Annotated in this window: 20 protein-coding genes; 7 read left to right on the forward strand and 13 right to left on the reverse strand. The window is 70.3% G+C overall.

Annotation, left to right across the window (positions count from 1 at the left end; genetic code table 11):
* Positions 1–107: 107 nt before the first annotated feature.
* Genes C693_RS0111920 through C693_RS0111935 form a run of 4 tightly spaced genes read right to left on the reverse strand, consistent with a single transcriptional unit; the run spans position 108 to position 3,885 of the window.
* Positions 108–875, reverse strand: coding sequence for an SDR family oxidoreductase (locus C693_RS0111920; RefSeq protein WP_017462507.1), 768 nt, complete (start codon positions 873–875; stop codon positions 108–110).
* Between the two features lie 21 nt (positions 876–896).
* Entirely contained in the window at positions 897–1,589 is a 693-nt protein-coding gene (locus tag C693_RS0111925; protein WP_017462508.1) for a histidine phosphatase family protein, read from the reverse strand.
* A 2-nt stretch (positions 1,590–1,591) separates the two neighbouring features.
* Entirely contained in the window at positions 1,592–2,662 is a 1,071-nt protein-coding gene (locus C693_RS0111930) for a phosphotransferase family protein (protein ID WP_017462509.1), read from the reverse strand.
* Positions 2,659–3,885: an acyl-CoA dehydrogenase family protein gene (locus C693_RS0111935; RefSeq protein ID WP_017462510.1), complete on the reverse strand. Its 1,227-nt coding sequence runs from the start codon at positions 3,883–3,885 to the stop codon at positions 2,659–2,661. The genes C693_RS0111930 and C693_RS0111935 overlap by 4 nt, the downstream gene beginning before the upstream one ends.
* Before the next feature lie 125 nt (positions 3,886–4,010).
* Here C693_RS0111935 and C693_RS0111940 point away from each other — a divergent pair, with 125 nt between their 5' ends.
* A complete protein-coding gene (locus tag C693_RS0111940; RefSeq protein ID WP_026107376.1) occupies positions 4,011–4,937 on the forward strand; it encodes a LysR family transcriptional regulator in 927 nt (308 codons plus the stop codon).
* A gap of 8 nt (positions 4,938–4,945) precedes the next feature.
* On the opposite strand, the gene C693_RS23740 is transcribed toward C693_RS0111940, so the two are convergent.
* Positions 4,946–5,104 (reverse strand): hypothetical protein, encoded by a 159-nt coding sequence (locus C693_RS23740; protein ID WP_157798617.1) that lies wholly within the window; start codon positions 5,102–5,104, stop codon positions 4,946–4,948.
* 212 nt (positions 5,105–5,316) lie between these two features.
* On the opposite strand from C693_RS23740, the gene C693_RS21690 reads away from it, so the two are divergent.
* Positions 5,317–5,913 carry a 2'-5' RNA ligase family protein gene (locus C693_RS21690; RefSeq protein WP_017462513.1) on the forward strand — a complete coding sequence of 199 codons (597 nt, stop codon included), beginning with the start codon at positions 5,317–5,319 and terminating at the stop codon, positions 5,911–5,913.
* Here the strand turns inward: C693_RS21690 and C693_RS21695 are convergent, their stop codons facing one another.
* Positions 5,914–7,374 carry a GGDEF domain-containing protein gene (locus C693_RS21695; protein WP_017462514.1) on the reverse strand — a complete coding sequence of 487 codons (1,461 nt, stop codon included), beginning with the start codon at positions 7,372–7,374 and terminating at the stop codon, positions 5,914–5,916.
* 164 nt (positions 7,375–7,538) lie between these two features.
* Between C693_RS21695 and C693_RS0111960 the strand changes: the two genes are divergently transcribed.
* Together C693_RS0111960 and C693_RS21700 are read left to right on the forward strand one after the other, a co-directional pair.
* Positions 7,539–8,303: a class I SAM-dependent methyltransferase gene (locus C693_RS0111960; RefSeq protein WP_017462515.1), complete on the forward strand. Its 765-nt coding sequence runs from the start codon at positions 7,539–7,541 to the stop codon at positions 8,301–8,303.
* A 3-nt stretch (positions 8,304–8,306) separates the two neighbouring features.
* Positions 8,307–8,480 carry an oxidoreductase-like domain-containing protein gene (locus C693_RS21700; protein WP_017462516.1) on the forward strand — a complete coding sequence of 58 codons (174 nt, stop codon included), beginning with the start codon at positions 8,307–8,309 and terminating at the stop codon, positions 8,478–8,480.
* Positions 8,481–8,489: 9 nt separating this feature from the next.
* On the opposite strand, the gene C693_RS0111970 is transcribed toward C693_RS21700, so the two are convergent.
* Genes C693_RS0111970 through C693_RS0111985 form a run of 4 tightly spaced genes read right to left on the reverse strand, consistent with a single transcriptional unit; the run spans position 8,490 to position 12,724 of the window.
* Complete coding sequence (locus tag C693_RS0111970; protein ID WP_017462517.1) at positions 8,490–8,912, reverse strand: group I truncated hemoglobin; 423 nt, start codon at positions 8,910–8,912, stop codon at positions 8,490–8,492.
* Between the two features lie 2 nt (positions 8,913–8,914).
* Positions 8,915–9,769 (reverse strand): DUF3034 family protein, encoded by an 855-nt coding sequence (locus C693_RS0111975; RefSeq protein ID WP_017462518.1) that lies wholly within the window; start codon positions 9,767–9,769, stop codon positions 8,915–8,917.
* Entirely contained in the window at positions 9,766–12,132 is a 2,367-nt protein-coding gene (locus C693_RS21705; protein WP_017462519.1) for a putative bifunctional diguanylate cyclase/phosphodiesterase, read from the reverse strand. Before C693_RS21705 ends, C693_RS0111975 begins: the two co-directional genes overlap by 4 nt.
* Positions 12,122–12,724, reverse strand: coding sequence for a methylamine utilization protein (locus C693_RS0111985; RefSeq protein ID WP_157798618.1), 603 nt, complete (start codon positions 12,722–12,724; stop codon positions 12,122–12,124). The genes C693_RS21705 and C693_RS0111985 overlap by 11 nt, the downstream gene beginning before the upstream one ends.
* A gap of 368 nt (positions 12,725–13,092) precedes the next feature.
* Between C693_RS0111985 and C693_RS0111990 the strand changes: the two genes are divergently transcribed.
* A complete protein-coding gene (locus C693_RS0111990) occupies positions 13,093–13,614 on the forward strand; it encodes a hypothetical protein (protein ID WP_017462521.1) in 522 nt (173 codons plus the stop codon).
* 6 nt (positions 13,615–13,620) lie between these two features.
* Here C693_RS0111990 and C693_RS0111995 read toward each other — a convergent pair whose 3' ends face one another.
* On the reverse strand, positions 13,621–14,649 hold the full coding sequence (locus tag C693_RS0111995; RefSeq protein WP_017462522.1) for an HDOD domain-containing protein: 1,029 nt from the start codon (positions 14,647–14,649) through the stop codon (positions 13,621–13,623).
* Between the two features lie 138 nt (positions 14,650–14,787).
* On the opposite strand from C693_RS0111995, the gene C693_RS0112000 reads away from it, so the two are divergent.
* Both C693_RS0112000 and C693_RS0112005 read left to right on the forward strand, forming a co-directional pair.
* Positions 14,788–15,798, forward strand: coding sequence for an LLM class flavin-dependent oxidoreductase (locus C693_RS0112000; protein WP_017462523.1), 1,011 nt, complete (start codon positions 14,788–14,790; stop codon positions 15,796–15,798).
* A gap of 61 nt (positions 15,799–15,859) precedes the next feature.
* Positions 15,860–16,714, forward strand: coding sequence for a PA4780 family RIO1-like protein kinase (locus C693_RS0112005; protein ID WP_017462524.1), 855 nt, complete (start codon positions 15,860–15,862; stop codon positions 16,712–16,714).
* A gap of 59 nt (positions 16,715–16,773) precedes the next feature.
* Here the strand turns inward: C693_RS0112005 and C693_RS23745 are convergent, their stop codons facing one another.
* Both C693_RS23745 and C693_RS0112015 read right to left on the reverse strand, forming a co-directional pair.
* Complete coding sequence (locus C693_RS23745; protein WP_157798619.1) at positions 16,774–16,995, reverse strand: hypothetical protein; 222 nt, start codon at positions 16,993–16,995, stop codon at positions 16,774–16,776.
* Positions 16,996–16,999: 4 nt separating this feature from the next.
* On the reverse strand, positions 17,000–18,985 hold the full coding sequence (locus C693_RS0112015) for a CocE/NonD family hydrolase (protein WP_052329391.1): 1,986 nt from the start codon (positions 18,983–18,985) through the stop codon (positions 17,000–17,002).
* Positions 18,986–19,040: the final 55 nt, after the last annotated feature.

Here is a 19,040-nt window from a genome sequence, read left to right on the forward strand (position 1 = left end):
GGGGGCTTCGGGTTTGGGCGATATCGCTGAGGAGCGACGAGCTTCCCCCTCACCCCGGCCCTCTCCCCCGAACGGTGAAGCTGTTCGGGGGAGAGGGAGCAGGGCGGCTACACGGAGAGGTAGCCGCCGTCGACGTTGAGCACGGCGCCGGTGGTGTAGGAGGAGGCGGCGCTGGCGAAGTACAGCGCGGCGCCGGCCATCTCCGAGGGCTGCGCCACCCGGCGCATCGGCACGTGCGCCATCGCCTGCTTGAGGATCGCCGGGGTGTTGACCAGCACCGAGGCGAACTTGGTGTCGGTGAGGCCGGGCAGCAGCGCGTTGCAGCGCACGCCGGACTCGGCGCATTCCACCGCGAAGGCCTTGGTCATCGAGATCACCGCGGCCTTGGTGATGGAGTAGATGCCCTGCTGGAAGCCGGGCACCACGCCGTTGACCGAGGCCACGTTGACGATCGAGCCGCCGCCGTTCTTCGCCATGCGTTTGGCCGCGTGGCTGGACATGTAGAAGTAGCCGCGGATGTTCACATCGACGGTCTTCTGGAAGATCGCCGGGTCGGTGTCGGTGATCGGGCCGAAGTACGGATTGGTGGCGGCATTGTTCACCAGCACGTCGAGCCGGCCGTGAGCCGCGTCGATGGCCGCGTACAGCGCCTCGATCTGCGCCATCTCGCCGATGTGGCAGGCGAGGGCCTCGGCCTTGCCGCCCTCGGCGACGATGCCGTCGACGACTTTCTGGCAGTCCTCGAGCTTGCGGCTGGAGACGATCACGTGCGCGCCCTGCGCGGCGAACAGGCGGGCGATCTCGGCGCCGATGCCGCGGCTGGCGCCGGTGACGAGGGCAATCTTGCCGGTGAGGTCGAACAGCTCGGTGGTCATGCGGGTTTCCTCGATGTCGAATCAGCGATAGGTGAGCAGGTCGGCCGCGCCGGCCAGGTGCGGCCAGGCGTTGTAGGTGACCATCTGCGGGCCGGCACCGTTCACCCGCACGCGGCTCAGGCCGGTGTTGGCGAGTGGCCAGCTCAGGGCGAAGGTCCGCTCCGGCGGCGCGCCGAACAGGTGCGCGGCGATCACCGCGATCGGCCCGCCGGAGGTCACCACCCAGGTGTCGCCCTCGGCGTCACGGGCGCGGGCGGCGAGGGCGGTCAGCGATGCCAGCACGCCCTGGCGGAAAGCCGGCCAGGGGCGGGTGTATTCGTGGTCGTGCGCGCCGGCGGTCCAGCGGTCGACCGCGGCGACGAACATCTGCTGGAACGCGCGGTGCGGGTCGCGCTGGCGGCGCAGTTCCGCCGCCAGCGCCTCTGCGCCGTCCAGATCCGGGCGATGGCGGCGGAGCAGGTCGACGTGGTCCAGCTCGTCCAGCGCGGGCACGATCTCCACCGCCACGTCGAGGCCGGCGCCGCGCAGGCAGTGCTCGGCGGTCTGCGCGTGACGCCGCAGCGCGCCGCGTACCACGTGCGCCGGCGCTGATTCGTTGGCCGCCAGCCAGACGCCGAGGCGCGCGGATTGCTGCTCGCCGGTGGACGACAGCCGGTCGTAGTCGGCCGCGCCGAAGCTCGCCTGGCCGTGCCGTATCAGCAGCAGGTCGCCCATGCTCAGAGGCCCGAGGCGGCGATGCGCCGGCGGCAGCGCTGGGCCAGGTATTTGGCCGCGTCGCCGAAGCCGGCGAACTGCGGGTTGCTGGTCTGCCCCAGCGCGAAGCGGCGGTAGATCTGCTGCACGATCACCTGCAGGCGGAACAATCCGAACACCTCGTGGAAGTCGAAGTGCTCGACGCTCCAGCCGGTGCGCTCGCCGTAGTAGTCCACCACCTCGCGGCGGGTGAGCATGCCCGGCGCATGCGTGGGCTGGCGGCGGAACGACTGGAACACCGGGTCGTCATCGGCCTGCACCCAGTAGGCGAGCGCACCGCCGAGGTCCATCAGCGGATCGCCCAGCGTGGTCATCTCCCAGTCCAGCACGCCGGTGATGGTGAGCGGGTCGCTCGGGTCCAGCACCACGTTGTCGAGGCGGTAGTCGTTGTGGATCACGCAGATCGCGGTTTCGCGCGGCGGCTGCTTGTCGGCCAGCCAGGCCATCACGTCCTCGCAGGGATCGCTGCCGTCGGTGAGTGCCTGGCGGTAGCGCTCGCTCCAGCCGGCGACCTGCCGCGCGATGTAGCCCTCGCCCTTGCCGAGCGCGGCGATCGCCGGGTCGCTCGTGTCGATACGGTGCAGCTCGACCAGCCGGTCGATGAAGCCGGTGCACAGCGCGCGCACGCCGGCGGCATCCAGCCCGAGGTCGGCCGGCAGCTCGCGACGCAGGATCACGCCGGCCAGCCGTTCCATCACGTAGAAATCGCAGCCGAGCACGTCGGCGTCGTGGCAGGTGGCGAGGATGCGCGGCGCGTACGGGTAATGCGGGCGCAGCGCGGTCATCACCTGCGCCTCGCGCAGCATGTCGTGGGCGGACTTCGCCTTGGCGCCGGGCGGCGGACGACGCAGCACCAGGTCGCGCTCGCCGTAGCGCAGCAGGTAGGTGAGGTTGGAGGCGCCGCCGGGGAACTGGCCGAGCGTCGGCGTGCCGCTCAGGCCGTCGATGTGATGCTTGAGGAAGGCGTCCACGCGGGCGAGGTCGAAGGCGTCCTCGGCACGCACCGGGCGCGGCTGGTCGATCGCGGCGCTCATCGGGCGTCTCCCTGCTGCTGGGCCTTGAGTTCGAGTTTGGCGACCACCGCGCGGTGCACCTCGTCCGGGCCGTCGGCCAGCCGCAGCACGCGGGCGTAGGCGTACAGCGCGGCGAGCGGGAAGTCGTCGGACAGGCCGGCGCCGCCGTGGATCTGGATCGCCGCGTCGATCACCCGCTGGGCCACGTTCGGCACCACCACCTTGATCTGCGAGACCAGGCTGAGCGCCGCCTTGGGGCCGGCGGTATCCAGCGTCCAGGCCGCCTTAAGCGTGAGCAGGCGCGCCTGCTCGATCGCCATGCGCAGCTCGGCGATGCGTTCGCCGTTGCCGCCCAGCTCCGCCAGTGGCCGGCCGAAGGCGACGCGCTCGCCGGCGCGGCGGCAGAGCAGGGCGAGCGCGCGTTCCGCCGCGCCGATCGCCCGCATGCAGTGGTGCACGCGGCCGGGTCCCAGCCGCCCCTGAGCGATCTCGAAGCCGCGGCCGGGACCGAGCAGGATGTTGCTCGCCGGCACGCGCACCCGGTCGAAGCGCACCTGGCCGTGGCCGCCGGGTTCGTCGTAGTCGTGGAACACGGTGAGCATGCGCTCGACGGTGACGCCCGGCGCATCCAGCGGGCACAGCACCATCGAGTGGCGCGCGTGCGGCGCGGCATCCGGATTGGTCAGGCCCATGAAGATCAGCACCCGGCAGTGCGGGTGGCCGATGCCGGTGGACCACCACTTGTGGCCGTCGAGCACCACCTCGTCGCCGTCCAGCGTGGCGGTGGCGCGCATGTTGGTGGCATCGGAGGAGGCGACCTCCGGCTCGGTCATGCAGAACGCCGAGCGGATCGTCCCGTCCAGCAGGGGGCTGAGCCACTGCGCCTGCTGGGCGGGCGTGCCGTACTTCGCCAGCACCTCCATGTTGCCGCTGTCCGGCGCGTTGCAGTTGAACACCTCCGGCGCGATGAAGCTGTGCCCCATGCGCTCGGCCAGCGGCGCGTAGTCCACGTTGGAAAGCCCGGCGCCGTGCTCGCCGTCGGGCAGGAACAGGTTCCACAGCCCTTCGGCGCGCGCCTGGGCCTTGAGGGTTTCCATGATCGGCGGCTGGCGCCAGCGGGTGTGGTCGGCGCCGCCGGCGAGCTGGCTGGCGTAGACCGGTTCGGCCGGGATCACCGCCTCGCGCATGAAACGGTCGAGGCGGTCAAGCAGCTCGCGGCTGCGGGCGGAGTGCGAGAAATCCACGATGGCGGCTCCAGTTGACCGGTGGAGCGTACGCCGGCGTATCGGATCATTGAAATGCATGTGCCTTATGCCGGGTCATTGCCTGGATTGATATGCTCGCGATTTCCCGCGCACGGATCGCCCGCATGCCCACCCGCCGCATCGACCTCAACCTGTTCCGCGTGCTCGACGCGATCCACGTGCACGGCGGCATCAGCGCGGCGGCGCGCGCGCTGCACCTGACCCAGCCGGCGGTGACGCATTCGCTGAACCGCCTGCGCGAGCACTTCGGCGATCCGCTGTTCGTGCGCCAGGGCAACCGGGTGGTGCCGACCGAGCGCACGCTGCGGGTGATCGGCGACGTGCAGCAGCACCTGCGCGGCCTGCAGGCCAGCGTGCAGCGCGAGTTGCCGTTCGTGCCGGGCGCGCTGGAGATGAGCTTCACCATCGGCTGCCGCGACGTGCTGGAGTCGATCGCCCTGCCGCCGCTGGTGCGGCGGCTGGCGGAGAAGGCGCCGGGGGTGCGGCTGGTGAGCCGCCGGGTGACGGCGGGCGAGCTGGAGCGCGACCTGCTGGCCGGCACGCTCGACCTGGCGGTGGATCGCCGCCAGCGCGTCGGCACGCGGATCGCCAGCGAGGCGGTGATCGACGAGCCGCTGGTGGTGGCGATGCGCCGCGACCATCCGCTGGCGAAATACCCGCTGCGCCGCCCCGACTACCTCGCCGCCAGCCACGTGGCGGTATCGCCGCAGGGCGAGCCGGCGGCATTGGACGTGCTGCTGCACCAGGACGGTCGCGACCGCGATGTGCGCCTGACCTGCCAGCACTACTTCGCCGCCTGCCAGGTGGTGGCGGCGAGCGACCTGCTGCTGACCCTGCCGGCCGGCTACGCGCAGAGCTTGGCCGCGATGTTGCCGCTGGTGGTGCAAGCGCTGCCGCTCAAGCTCAAGCCGGTGCCGATCCACGCCTACTGGTCGGCGGCGCGGACCGACGAAGCCGGCCACGCCTGGTTGCGCGGCGAGATCATGGCGGCGATACGGGCTGCCTCGGTGGCGTTGCCGGGAGGGCGCTGAGGGCAAAGCTAGCGGCGCGCCGCCTTGCGTGCCGGAGAGGCGGTCTTGTCGACGGTTTTCCTGGCGGCCTTGCGCTTGCGTGCGGCCGGCCTGGCGGGACGGGTGGCATCCATGCGATAGACGTTGTGGATGTCCGAAGCGGTCATTTCTCGGGTAGGCGAAGACATGGCGGACCTGCGGTCGGAGGCTCCCGGTCGGGAGCGCGTCGGGGCGGTTGGGCCTCGACCGGGCCCGGAACGTGTGCCTCCATCGACAGCGATGGGCCCGGGCAGCGCCCCTCGACGATGCTCCCCACCGCGTTACGCGAACGTAACCCGGGAGGCCGGCATCGCGCTGCTAACCTGTCGGACCCGGTTCCGGCGTCCACCGTTTCCTTGCCATGCCCTCGCCGCAAGACAGCCTGTTCGACACCGTGCAGGCGCCCATGCCACGTCATCGCCTGTTCTTCGCACTGGTGCCGTCGGAAGCCGCACGGGCGCGGCTTGCCGAGGTCGCCGCCGCGCTGCGCGCGCGACATGAACTGACGGGACGCTGGGTGCAGCCGGCGCGCTACCACCTGACGATGGCCTTCCTTGGCGACCATGTGAGCCTGGGCGACGCACTGCTTGCGTCGGCGCGTTGCGCGGGCGAGGCCGCTGCCACGCAAGCGACGCCGTTCGTCTGGACGGCCGATCGCATCGACAGTTTCCGCGGTCGCCAGCCACCGTGCGTGCTGCGCGGCGGATCGGAGGTCCCGGCACTGCTGGCGCTGCGGGACGGCCTGCGGCGCGAGCTGGCACGACGTGCCCTTGACGGCCAGATGGGCCGCAGCTTCGTGCCGCATGTGACCCTGGCCTATGCCGAGCGCGCGTTGCCGGCACCGGTCATGCTCGAGGGGGAAGTGGAGTGGCCGGTCGATGCGCTCGAACTGCTGCACGGTGAGGTCGGTCATCACGCCTACCGGACGCTCGGCCATTGGCGACTGGGGGCCAGCTAGCTAGTCGTCGATGGCCGCCATGCGGTTGCGGCCGTTTCGCTTGGCCTGGTAAAGGGCGCTGTCGGCCTGGGCCACCAGCAGGTCCAGCGGGCGCAGTCCGGCCATGCCGCTGGACACCCCGACGCTGATCGTGACGACCCCGTGCGGGCTGCCGGAATTCTCGATCGCCAGCGCCTCGACGGTCTGGCGCAGCCGCTCGGCGACCACCAGTCCGGCCTGCAGCGGCGCCCCGGCCATCACAACCGCGAACTCCTCGCCGCCGTAGCGGCCCAGCATGTCGCCCGGTCGCCCCAGTACCTGCTTCAGCGCTTCGGCGATCTTCTTCAGGCAGGCATCCCCGGCCGGGTGGCCGTAGGTATCGTTGAGCTGCTTGAAGTAGTCGATGTCGATCATCAGCAGGGTGATGCGGTCGCGGATCACCCCGGGCCGATACCAGGCGCGTTCCAGCGCCTCGTCCAGTGCGCGCCGGTTCGGCAGGCCGGTGAGGCTGTCGGTGTGCGCCATCGTGGCCAGCTCGTCGCTCTGCCGGCGCAGCCCTTCCTCGTTCTTGATGTGCTGGACCTGGGTGAGGGTGTTGCGGGCGCCATAGCCCAGCACGGCCACCACGACGCCGGCCACCCCGACATAGAAGCGCTCCTGCAGCACGACGATAGAGAGGGCCAGCAGGGCCAGCGCCATCAACAGCGGACTGCCACTGCGGACCATGCGGACGAGGGCGGGCGACGGTCGTCGCGGCGTCCGGGCGCTCTCGCGCCAGGCGGTCAGGGCGAACGCCAGGAAGGGTACGTCCACCAGCGGGTCGCGCAGCGAGCCGAAGTCGGGGTGGTCACCCAGCGCCACGAAGTGGTTGTAGTAGGCGGTGGTCACCGTGTAGAGGCCGGCGAAGGTGACCACCGCCCGGTAGAACTGGAATTCGTGCCGGCGGTCGCTGGCGCTGAAGCGGATGGCCGAGGCGAGCAGTACGAACAGGTTCTCGGCATCGAGCATGCGGGCCATGTATTCGGCCTGCTCGCGGCTGCCTGCGCCATGCAGGGTCACCACGCTGAACACGTGCACGTAGAACAGGTAACCCAACGCCAGGGCGAGCATGGCGTCGATGACCCGCACCAGCGGGGACTCGCCCTCCACGTACGGTGCCGAGATGGCCAGCACGATCGGCACGCCGTAAAGCACGAACAGCAGCGTGCTGTCGCCCGGGGCCGCGTTCGCGTTGTCCAGGAACAGGTCCTGGCGCAGGCTTGCCGCCATGCCCAGTGCCCAGGACACCATGCCCAGCGCCATCAGCAGCCAGCCACGACCGGCGCGCCATCCGCCCCGCAGACCCCGGCGCAGGGCCGCGGCGGCCGCGATCAGGGGCGCGGCCAGCAGGAAGGCGTAGGACACCTGCATGGCATAGGCAGGCAGGAAAAAGATCGCCGACGCATGCAGGAGGACGAAAACGCATGCGAACAGCAAGGTCATCGGCGGCATCCTTGGTCGTGACGGCGGTCCGGGCGGGACGCAGCACTAGTACTACGTGGAGCGGGGCACGGCAACAGTGGGCGCTGGGGCATAGGGCGGCGGTCATGGCGACGACGGCCCGGTCGAGGGTGCACACTGTCGCCTTTCCCCGACGGAGATCCGCCATGCGCCTTTCCATGCTTGCCGCCGGCCTGGCGTTGCTGATGCCGATGGCCGCTGTCGCGTCGTCGCACGCCAGGACGGAACCGTCCTACGTCCGCGCCGCCGTTGCCGATCCCGCGCGCAAGGCGGACGCTGCCAACGATGCGCGTCGCAAGATCGGCGCGCTGATGACCTTCGCCGAGGTGAAGCCGGGCCAGAAGGTGGTGGACCTGATCCCCGGCAGCGGCTACTTCAGCCGGGTGTTCAGCGCGATCGTGGGACCGAAGGGCCACGTCTACGGGATCTGGCCCGACGCCTACGACAAGGTCTCCCAGCCCGATTCGGCCAACCTGCGCAAGCTTTCGCAGGAGCCGCACTACGCCAACATCAGCGTGCTGGTGCAGCCGGCCACGCAATTCTCCACGCCCGAACCGGTGGATCTGGTGTTCACCTCGCAGAACTACCACGACTACCCGGACAAGTTCATGGGCCACGTCGACCCGGTGGCGTTCGACAAGCAGGTGTACGACGCGCTCAAGCCCGGCGGCCTGTTCGTGGTGGTCGACCACGTGGCGCCGGCCGGCTCCGGGATGAGCGATACCGACACCCTGCACCGGATCGACCCGGCCATCGTGAAGAAACAGGTCGAGTCGGTCGGCTTCGTGTTCGACGGCGAGAGCAAGGTCTTGCGCAACCCGAAGGATCCGCACGACATCAAGGTGTTCGATCCGTCGATCCGCGGGCATACCGACCAGTTCGCCTACCGCTTCCGCAAGCCCGCGCACTGATCGATGGCGGAACTGGAACGTGATCCCAGGCCACAGCCTCCGCCGGAGCCCGAGCCCGGCGAGTGCTGTGGCCAGGGCTGCATCCCCTGTGTCTACGATCTGTACGAGCAGGCGCTGGGCGAGTACGGCGAGGCGCTGGCGGCGTGGCGCACCCGTCATCCGGACGCGCCGGCCTGAGCGCGGCGTTCAGCGGTAGATGATGTCCCTTCGCTGCGGCGCCAGGCGGGCCAGCAGCCGGTTCTGCACGCGCACCGGGATGTGCTCCCGGTCCATCGCGATGATCAGGTCCTGCACGACCGCGTTGAACATCGCCTCGTCGATGTGCATGCCACGGTGGACCTCGGACATCGGGTCGCCGGTGTAGCGGCAGGGGCCGTCGGCGGTCTGGCACAGATAGTCGGCGAAGTAGCGGCGGAAGCGCCGGATGTCGACGTGATCGAAAGTCGGGGCCACCAGCGGGTCGCGGGCGAACGCATCGAGCAGATGGTCGGTGATCGCGGCGATGCCGTCGCCGCCGCCGAGCTGCTGGTACAGCGTCGGCTCGTGCGTCGGCGCGGTGGCGCAGGCGGCCAGCAGCGCGAGCGTGGCGAGGAGCGCGATACGCCGCATGGTCACAGGCTTCCCTGCAGCGAGAGGTACCAGCCGCGCTGGTCGCGCAGCCCGGCCACCGGGCCGAGCGCCACGTAGGCCGCGGTCAGCGAGACGTGCTTGTCCGGGAACCAGGCGACGAACAGGTCGGCCGCGCGGCTCTCGCGGGCGAACGAGAGGTGGTCCGGCTTCTGCCGGTATTCGGCGCCCACCGCCACGTGCGGATCCAGCAGCACCGCCAGCGAGCCCTCGCCGACCAGCCGGCGCCCGCCGCGGTCGCCGCCGAAGCCGAGCAGGCCGAACTGGTTGGCCGCGGTGGAGCGCAGGGTCACGTTCCACAGCAGGTTGTAGCCGTCGGCGGCGCCGAGCAGCACCTGGCTGGCGGCGAGGTAGACGTCGGTGCCACGGTCGCGCCGCGCGCCGACCAGCCGCGGGATGGTGAAATCCAGCAGGCGCTTGTGCTGCACGCCCACCGCGAGCTGCGGCCACGGGCCGTAGACCAGGTCGCCGGCAAGGCGCAGCTTGGCGCCGATCACGTCCTGGCGCAGTGCGGCCCCGGGCAGGCCGATGGCCCGGCCAAGCGTGCCCAGGTCGAAGCGGTCGCGTGCGACGGAGAGCTCCAGCCGGTTGTGCCAGGTGAAGGCGGCGCCCCAGGCATCGAGCTGGTAGTCGGGCAGGTCGAGCCGGGTGCGGAAGGCGGTGGCCCCGACCTCGTCGCGGGTGCCGTAGCCGGCCAGCACCGCCCATGGCACCAGGCCGCCGCCGGCGCTGCCCTCGACCTCGGTCACGCCGCCGGTGGCCAGCAGGCGGCCGTCGCCGGCGCGCGCGACGGCCGGCGACAGCGCGAGCGCGGCGAGCATGGCGAAGGCCACCCTCATGCCACCGTGCCTGCCGCTTCGGCGTCGTACCGCCGGCTCGCCTCGCCCAGCCAGCGCGTGGCCTCGGCGACGGCCATCGGCCGGCTGATCAGGTAGCCCTGCACGCTGTCGCAGCAATAGCGATGCAGCAGCTCCATGGTGGCCTCGGTCTCCACGCCCTCGGCCACCACCTTCAGGCCCATGTTGTGGGCCAGCTCGATGGTCGAGCGCACGATCACCGCGTCGTCCTCGTCCTGGTCCATGCCGATCACGAAGGACTTGTCGATCTTCAGCTCGTCCACCGGCAGGCGCTTGAGGTGCGACAGCGAGGAGTAGCCGGTGCCGAAGTCGTCGATCGCCAGCATCACGCCACAGGCCTTGAGGCGGTTGAGCACCTCCAGCGAGTAGAACGCGTCGCGCATCACCGCGGTCTCGGTGATCTCCAGCACCAGCCGGCCCGGGTCGAGCCGGTAGCGGGCGAGGTGGCGCGCCAGCACGTCGGGCAGGTCGCCGCTGCCCAGGTCCATCGCCGACAGGTTCAGCGCGATGCCGATGTCCAGTCCGCTGTCGGCCCATTCGGCGCATTGCCGGATCACCTCGTGCAGCACCCAGTCGGTGAGCGAGCGGATCAGGCCGGAATGCTCGGCCAGCGGGATGAACTCGTCCGGCGGCACTAGCCCGTGCTGCGGATGGCGCCAGCGCAGCAGCGCCTCGACGTGGGCGACGCGGCGGCTGCTGAGCTGCAGCTTGGGCTGGTAGTGGAGCTCAAGCTCGCCGTTGGGCACCGCGCGGCGCAGATCGTTGACCAGCGACAGCCGGTGCAGGTGTTCGGCGTCGCGCCCGTTGCGGTACACCTGCAGGCGCTGGCGCGCCTCCTTGGCGTCGTACATCGCGATGTCGGCGCGGCGCAGCAGGTCGTCCGGATGCTCGCCGTGTTCGGGGAACACCGCCATGCCGGCGCTGGCCTCCAGGAACAGCTCCACCGAGCCGGCCGTCACCGGCTGCGAGACACCGGCGACCACCGCGTCGACCCGGGCGTCCAGCGCGGCGCGGTCGGCCGCACCGACCACCAGCACGAACTCGTCGCCGCCGAAGCGGGCCAGCGCGTCGCCCTCGGCGAGGCCGGCCTGCAGGCGCTGGGCCACCTCCACCAGCACGCGGTCGCCGATGGCGTGGCCCATGGTGTCGTTGATTTCCTTGAAGCGGTCCAGATCCAGCATCAGCACGCCCAGCGGCCGGCCGTCGTCGCGCGCCCGCGCCAGCGCCTCGCCCAGCAGCTGCTGCATGCGCGCCCGGTTCGGCAGCGCGGTGAGGTTGTCGTGGAAGGCCGCGTGGGCGATCTGCTGCTCGCGGCGGGCGATGCCGCGCTGCATGGTGTTGAACGCCTCGGCCAGCTGGCCGAGCTCGTCATGGTGTTCCACCGGCACCAGCCCGAGGTAGTCGCCGTGGCCGATGCGCCGGGCCGCCTCGGCGAGCTGCGAGACCGGCCGGGTGACGTTGCGCGACAGCCACAGCACGCCGCCGATCGAGGCCAGCAGCGACACCAGCGCGATCAGCAGCAGCTCGCCGCCGAGCGCGTGATAGCTCGACAGCGCCTGGTCGCGCGAGTACTGCAGCAGTGCGCCGGCCGTGCCACCGCGCCCGGGCAGCGGCTGCCAGCGGGTGAAGTAGTCGTGCGGGCCCAGCGCCACCAGCCGGGGCTCGCCGCCGGGGCCTTCGGCCGCGGCGAACAGCGCGTCGCGTTCCGCGGCGCCGGTGGCGGGCAGGGTGCTGGCGACCCAGCGCTGGCCGCCGTCGTCGCGCGCCACGAAGCTCACCTCCACCCCGGTGAGCTCCTTCAGCGTGCGCGCCAGCTTGCCGTCGAGGGCAAAGCCCATGCCGACCCAGGCGATCGGCGTCGGCGCGCGCACCGGCACGATCACCAGCTGGTACGGCCGTCCGCCGATGACCGCCACCGAGGTGCCGCTGGCGTTGGCGTCCGCACCGGCGACCAGTCCCGACCAGTCGCCGGCGGGCACGCTGCGCCCATTGCCGTCGAGGCTGGCGACCACGTGGCCGTCGAGCCGGGCCAGCACGGTGAGGTTGGCGGCGATGCGGTGGCCCTGGTTGTAGAGCACCGAGTGGATGGTGGGCGTGTCGCCCGTGGCCACCGCCTGCTTGAAGCCGAAGTCCGCGGTGGTTACGCGCACCGCGTCCCGCAGCTGGCTGCCGCGACTGGCGAGCAGGTCGCCGAACACGCTCGCGCCGGCGTCCAGTCGGGCCTGTGCCTGGTTCAGCGCGCTCTGCCGCGTGGCGTAGTAGAACGCCAGGAACGTGGGCACCTGCACCAGCACGAACAGGCCCAGAAGCAACAGCGCGAGGCGGCCGCGGAAATCAATGCGCATGCGATGGGACCCGGTCTCCCAGGCCGATCTCGAGGTTCGGCGGAGCGGTGTTGGTGAGCTCGGGCGGATGCAGCGTGAGGGTGAACTGCCGCTGTGTGGGCGCCCCGCCGAGGATCACGGCCTCGCCGGCCGGCGCCGTGGCCGGATCCTGCCGCGCGTCCCACAGCTCGAGCGTGTAGCGACCGGGCGGGGCTTCGAGCGTCGCCGTTCCGTCCGGTCCGGTCTTGGCGAACCAGGGCGTATCGACCACCACCACATACCCGAGCATCCAGTCGTGGATGTTGCAGCCGAGCACGTCCACTCCGGGGCGATCGAAGAGCACGGTGGACGCGTGGTTGCCGGCATAGAGCTTCAGTTCGAAGCGCTTGGCCGGGGAAAACGAATAGACGTGGTGGCGGACGTTGTCGCTGTTGGGAAAGCGCACCTTGCTACCCGTCTGCACCACCAGCACCTGCGGCACGAAACTGAGGTTGCGCTGGTCCATGGTGGCGAGGGCATCGTGCGCCGGTGGCGCGGGTCGATCCAGCGGCTGCAGCGAGACCACGGCATCGGAGACGGCTGCGCCATGCGTGTCCTGGACCCTGACCTGCATGACCGATGCGCGGGCGCCCGTGGCGGACGCGAGCATGACCGCCAGGCCGGCGGCCAGGCAGGGGAGGAAACGTGTCGGTGATCGTGGTCTCAAGGACAGGCTCTTCCGGTGGTGTGGTGGAACGGGCGACGATGCCGTCGTCCGCATCCCGGGATGCGGGACCCTGCCCGCGAGCCGCTTGTCCCTGTCGGCAGCAAGTGGCGCAATCTTGAGCCGCCCGGGTCAAGCCTTGAACGCCCACATCCCGAGCGTACGAACGACCGGGCCGATCGGTTGCAGGATTCTTCCGGTTCCGTGATCCAGCGGCGTTGATCGCACGGAGGCGCGCCGGTTAGGCTCGGGCGGTATCTGTGAAACGGGGGGCAACCATGAAACGTATCCTGGTCGCGGCGGGAGTCATCCTGCTTGGCGCATGCAGCCACGAAGTCCGCACGCCGGTCGCGCTCGACACCCTGGTGGTGCCGAACCAGGCGCCCTGGCTGATTCTCGGCGACGGGCCGGAGCAGCTCGAGGTGAAAGGGCTGGACCAGAGCGTGAAGCTCCAGCCCGAGCCGCCACTGGCCAAGGCGCTGGAGGCGCAGCTGCGCGCGGCGGTGCAGAAGGACTACTTCACCAACCTCACGATCGCCTGCGATGGGCCGAAGGCCGCCCTCCGCGGCGGCGACGAGGATGCGCCGGACGCGGTGCGGCTGGAGTTGTCGCTCCACTGCGTCATCAACGCGCGCGGCTACGTGTCCAGCCACGACTATCGGGCCACGTCCACGACCAGCGTGCCGGTCGGCTCCGACAACGCGGCCTATGCCCGCGCGCTGGTCACCCTGCTGCGTGATGGCGCGGCGCAGATCTCCGCCGGGCTCGAGCCGGACGTGCGCAACAGCCTGCCGAAGTAGGTCGGTCTAGTCCGCCTGCGCCTCGGCCTCGCGGAATTGGCGCTGCAGGTCCTGCTGGCAGCGCTCGATCATCGCGGCGGGGAAGAACTCGCACTGCGCCCCGACCGGACTGGCGCCACTGGGCAGCAGGCCGTGGTCGCACAGCACCTGGGTCATGGCCAGCGTGTCGGCGCAGGCGAGCGCGCGCCCCAGTTGCGAGGATGGGGCGGTGCGTCCGTCGGCGCGTTCCTCCAGGGCCGCGAGCACGTTGGCCGGCAGATCCCAGTGCTCGGCTGCCTTCAGCGAGATCTGCGCCCCCAGCCGGGCACAGGCGGCCAGGAACTGACCGGTGAGCGGGCCGATTTCGGCCGGGGCCTCCTGGTCGAGCAGGCGCACCACGGCACCGGTGCCGGTGTTGCACACGATCCCGGCCAGATAGGCCTCGAACGGGTCAGAGGTGGACTTCCCCAGGTAGGCGCAGGCGTGCGCGCAGCGCTCGGCGTGCTCCCACAGTCGCTGGCCGGCGACGTGGCCGAACATGCCGGCGCTGGCGTGGAGGATCGGCTTCATCACGTGCATGGTGACCACCCGGCGCAGGCCGTCCTGGCCCAGCAGCACCACGGCGTGCTGCAGGCTCTGGATCGGGTGCAGGGTGCGGTAATAGATGCTGCGGCTGACCCGCATCACCTCGCCCACCAGCACCGGGTCGCGGCCGATCAGCTTGGACAGCTGGGCGCCGCCGACGTTGTCGGCCTTGAGCGAGCGCAGCAGCTGAGGCAGCACGGTGGGCAGGCGGGGCAGGCTGCGCACGTCGAACTGCACGCTGTGCAACTGCAGGCGGCGCAGCAGGGTGCGCTCCTCCAGGCTCGGCTCGTCGACCGCGTAGTCCGGCAGGCCGAGCACGAACCGGTGGAAGCGTTCGTCGAGCTGGGCCAGCGGTACCGCCTCGGGGGTGTCCCTGATGGCATCGCGGAGCGGCGCCGGTGCGGCAACAGACGTCCGCGCCGCCGGCGCAGCGTCCGAATAGCCAAGAATCCAGCGCCACAGCTTGCCCATGCACCCCATCCCTGGCCGGGTTCCCCCCGGCTCTCGCCCCGGTCTTAACGGCCACCGCACAGAAAAATGAAGCGTCAGGGGTGGAGCGGATGGTCCGCAGGCCCCATCTAGCCGGTTCTCCCCCTCTCCGACGCCCCCATGATCCCCTTTTCGATCCTCGATCTGGCCCCCGTCACCGAAGGCAGCGACGCGTCCCGGTCCTTCCGCAACAGCCTCGATCTGGCCCGGCTCGGCGAGCGCCTGGGTTACCGGCGCTACTGGCTGGCCGAGCACCACAATATGCCCGGAATCGCCAGCGCCGCCACTGCCGTGCTGATCGGCCATATCGCCGGCGGCACCTCGACGATCCGGGTGGGGGCCGGCGGCATCATGCTGCCGAACCATTCGCCGCTGCAGGTGGCCGAGCAGTTCGGCACCCTGGCCTCGCTGTATCCGGGCCGGGTCGACCTGGGTCTGGGCCGGGCGCCCGGCACCGACCAGGCCACCGCCCGCGCCCTCAGGCGCTACTTCGAGGGGGCCGATACCTTCCCGGACGACGTGGTCGAGCTGCTCGGCTATTTCGAACCGGCGGCGCCGGGCCAGCCGGTGCGGGCGGTGCCCGGTGCCGGGCTGGAGGTGCCGGTGTGGCTGCTCGGCTCCAGTCTGTTCGGCGCGCGGCTGGCCGCGCAGCTGGGCCTGCCTTACGCGTTCGCCTCCCACTTCGCCCCGGATGCGATGGACCAGGCGCTGGCGATCTACCGCCGCGACTTCCGTCCCTCGGCGCGGCTGGCGGCGCCGCATGCGATTCTCGCCGCCAACGTGGTGGTGGCCGACACCGATGCCCAGGCGCGCCGGCTGTTCACCACCCAGCAGCAGGCCTTCGTCAACCTGCGGCGGGGGCGGCCGGGGCTGATTCCGCCGCCGGTTGACGACATCGAGGCATTCTGGACGCCGTCCGAGAAGCTTGGCGTGGAGCACGCGCTGGCCTGTGCGGTGGTGGGTGACCCGGCGACGGCCGAGGCCGGCCTGCGCGCCTTCATCGAGCGGCACCGGCCGGACGAGCTGATGATCACCGCGAACATTTTCGACCACGCCGCCCGCCTGCGCTCGTTCGAGCTGGCCGCGGCCGTCCGCGATGCGATGGCGAACGCCTCGCCGGCGGTCGGATGAGCGGGCCGGGGTGCGCTTCAGGCATCATGGTCCGTTCCCCCGCCTGGCCCGTTCCCACAGCATGAAGATTCCCCACGGCCTGCAGCCGCTGATCGACGATGGCGTGATCGATCAGGTGCTGCGCCCGCTCAAGAGTGGCAAGGAGGCCTCGGTGTACGTGGTGCGCTCCGGCGAGGACATCCGGTGCGCCAAGGTCTACAAGGACATGGCCCAGCGCAGCTTCCAGCAGCGCGTGCAGTACCAGGAAGGCCGCAAGGTGCGGGGCAGCCGTGAAGCGCGGGCGATGGGCAAGTCCACCCGGTTCGGCCGGCGCGAGGCCGAGGCGGCCTGGAAAAACGCCGAAGTCGACGCGCTGTACCTGCTCGACGATGCCGGCGTGCGCGTGCCGAAGCCCTACGGCTACTTCAACGGCGTGCTGCTGATGGAGCTGGTCACCGACGAGGAGGGGCAGTCCGCACCGCGGCTGGGCGAGGTCGATCTCGACCCGGACACGGCAAGGGCCTGGCACCGGTACCTGATGCAGCAGGTTGCGCGGATGCTGAGCGTGGGCCTGATCCACGGCGATCTGTCCGCCTACAACGTGCTGGTCGGCCCCGACGGCCCGGTCATCATCGACCTGCCGCAGGCGGTCAGTGCGGCCGGCAACAACAACGCGCGTTTCATGCTCCGTCGCGACGTCGGCAACCTCACCATCAGCCTGGCCCGGTTCGCGCCGGAGCTGCTGGACACGCATTACGCGGAGGAGATGTGGGCGCTGTTCGAGCAGGGCGGGCTGCAGGCGGACACGCCGTTGACCGGCGAGTTCGCGTTCGACGAGCGCGAGGCCGACGTGGACAGCGTGATGCAGTCGATCATCGACGCCCGCGAGGAAGCGCTGATCCGCGAGCAGGGTCGCGTGGCCGCGCGGGAGGGTTGAGCGGGCAGGGCGCGTGCGCCGTCCCGACGGAAAAGGGCCGCGATGCGGCCCTTTTCGATTCAGTGCCCGGGGAAGACGAAAGCCTTCGCCGCCTTCTTGGCGATTTTCTCGGCCTTCTTTTCCTTGGGTGTCTTCAGGGCTTTTTTCTTGTCGCCTTTCTTCTGGTTCAGACTTTTCATGGCGTGCTCCTGCGCTGCGGAGCGATCTCCGCGACCGCCATGGTGACAGCTTTTGCCCGCCGCGCGCGTTTCGGCGCGCACGGCGGGCAAAGCGGCCGTCACGGGCTCAGGAGCCCTTGCCCGAGACCACCGGCAGTTCCACGTAGCTGGAGTGGAACACCTCCTGCGTTGCCTTGCGGTAGTCGGCCGGCCTGGCCAGCATGATGTTCGGCACGAAGGTCTGCGGGTTGCGGTCGTACAGCGGGAACCAGCTGGACTGCACCTGCACCATGATGCGGTGGCCCGGCAGGAACACGTGGTTGGTGGTTGGCAGGGCGAAGGTATACGGCAGCGGCTTGTCCGGCGTGATCGGCTCGGGCTTGTCGAAGCCCTGGCGGTAGCGGCCGCGCAGGATGTCCATCGCCACGGCGAGCTGGTAGCCGCCCATCTCCGGCTGTGCCGCCACTTCGTCCGGATACACGTCGATCAGCTTCACCACCCAGTCGCTGTCGGTGCCGGTGGTCGAGGCGGTCAGGTGTACCTGCGGCTGGCCGGCGATGGTCACCGGGGCGGTCAGCACGTCGGAGGTGTAGGTCAGCACGTCGGTGCGGCCGGAAGCCTCGCGCTGGTCGTCCACCAGCCATTGCGCCCAGGTGTCGTGCTCGCCGTAGGCCACCGGCTGGATCGGCCGGGCACGGAACGGCACCGGATGCGCGGGGTCGGAGACGTAGCTGTCGCCGCCGGTGTCCGTCGGCTTGCCGAAGGTGGCCTTCATGCCGTCGCCGAGGTACAGCGGCGTGGGCTTGATCGTGCAGCCACGGTCGCAGCCGGCGGGCCAGCGATCGAGGTTCTCCCAGCGGTTGCTGCCGGTCTGGAACGCGGTGACCGGGGCCACGTCGGCCTTCGGTGCGTCGTTCTTCAGGTATTGCGCCAGATAGGGCCGCAGCACATGCTCGCGAAAATACCTGCCGGTGTCGCTGCCGAACTTGATCGCGCCCAGCGAGCTGCCGTCGCCGATCTCCTGGCCGTGGTGCCACGGGCCCATCACCAGCTTGACCATGGTGCCGGTGGTGTCCTTCGGCTTGATCGCCTTGTACACCGCGATGGCGCCATAGATGTCCTCCTGGTCCCACAGGCTGTGCACCAGCATCACCGGCACCTTGAGCGGCTCCTTCGCGAGGATCCTGTCCACTGCCTGGTCCTGCCAGAAGCTGTCGTAGGCCGGGTGGGCCAGCACCTTCTGCCAGAACGGCAACTGCTCCATGCCGTGCTCGCGCGCCAGTTCGCCGGCCGAGCTGGCACGCAGGTACAGGTCGTAGTCGTCGTGCACGTTCGACCACCACTTGTAGGTGTTGCCGCGGCTGGCGGTCTGCTCGTAGATGTAGGGCAGGTTCTGCTGGCGGAAGGCGCCGTGGTGGAACCAGTCGTCGCCCATCCAGCCGTCGACCATCGGGTTCATCGGCACCGATACCTTCAGCGCCGGATGCGGGTGGATCAGTGCCATCAGCGGCTCGAAGCCGTCGTAGGAGATGCCCAGCGTGCCGACCTTGCCGTTGCTCTCCGGCACGTGCTTCACCAGCCAGTCGATGGTGTCGTACGTATCGGTGGCGTCGTCGACCGGGGTCGGGTTGATCGGCCCGTGCGGCGGGCGGTTCATCACGTAGTCGCCCTCGGAGTGGTACTTGCCGCGTACGTCCTGCACCACGCGGATGTAGCCATCCTCGACGATCACGTCGGCCGCGTTGTCATAGCCCTCGAGGTTCGATTCCAGGTGGCCGCTCTGCGCCAGGGTGGTCATCCCGTCGGCGTCGTAGGGCGTGCGGGTGAGCAGGATGCCGGCTTTCTTCGCATGGTCGCCGTTGAGGTTCTTCGGGATCAGGATCACGGTGTGCAGCTTCACGCCGTCGCGCATCGGGATCATCACCTCGCGGCGCTCGAAATCGGCACCGGCGTTGACCGGAGTGAACTTTGCCGGCGTTTCGCTCGGGTAGTTGGGATATTGCGGAGCGGCATCCTGCCGGGCAGCGGCGCCGGCCGAGACGGCCAGCAGGGCGGTGGCGAGCACGGGCAGCAAGCCCGCGCGCACGGAGGCGGCAAGTGCTTTTCGCAACATTTCGATTGTCCCCTGGGTTGGAGCGTAAACGTTATCAGCGCGCGGGCCGTGCCGG

Source organism: Dyella ginsengisoli LA-4 (assembly GCF_000334915.1).
Lineage (GTDB): Bacteria > Pseudomonadota > Gammaproteobacteria > Xanthomonadales > Rhodanobacteraceae > Dyella_A > Dyella_A ginsengisoli_A.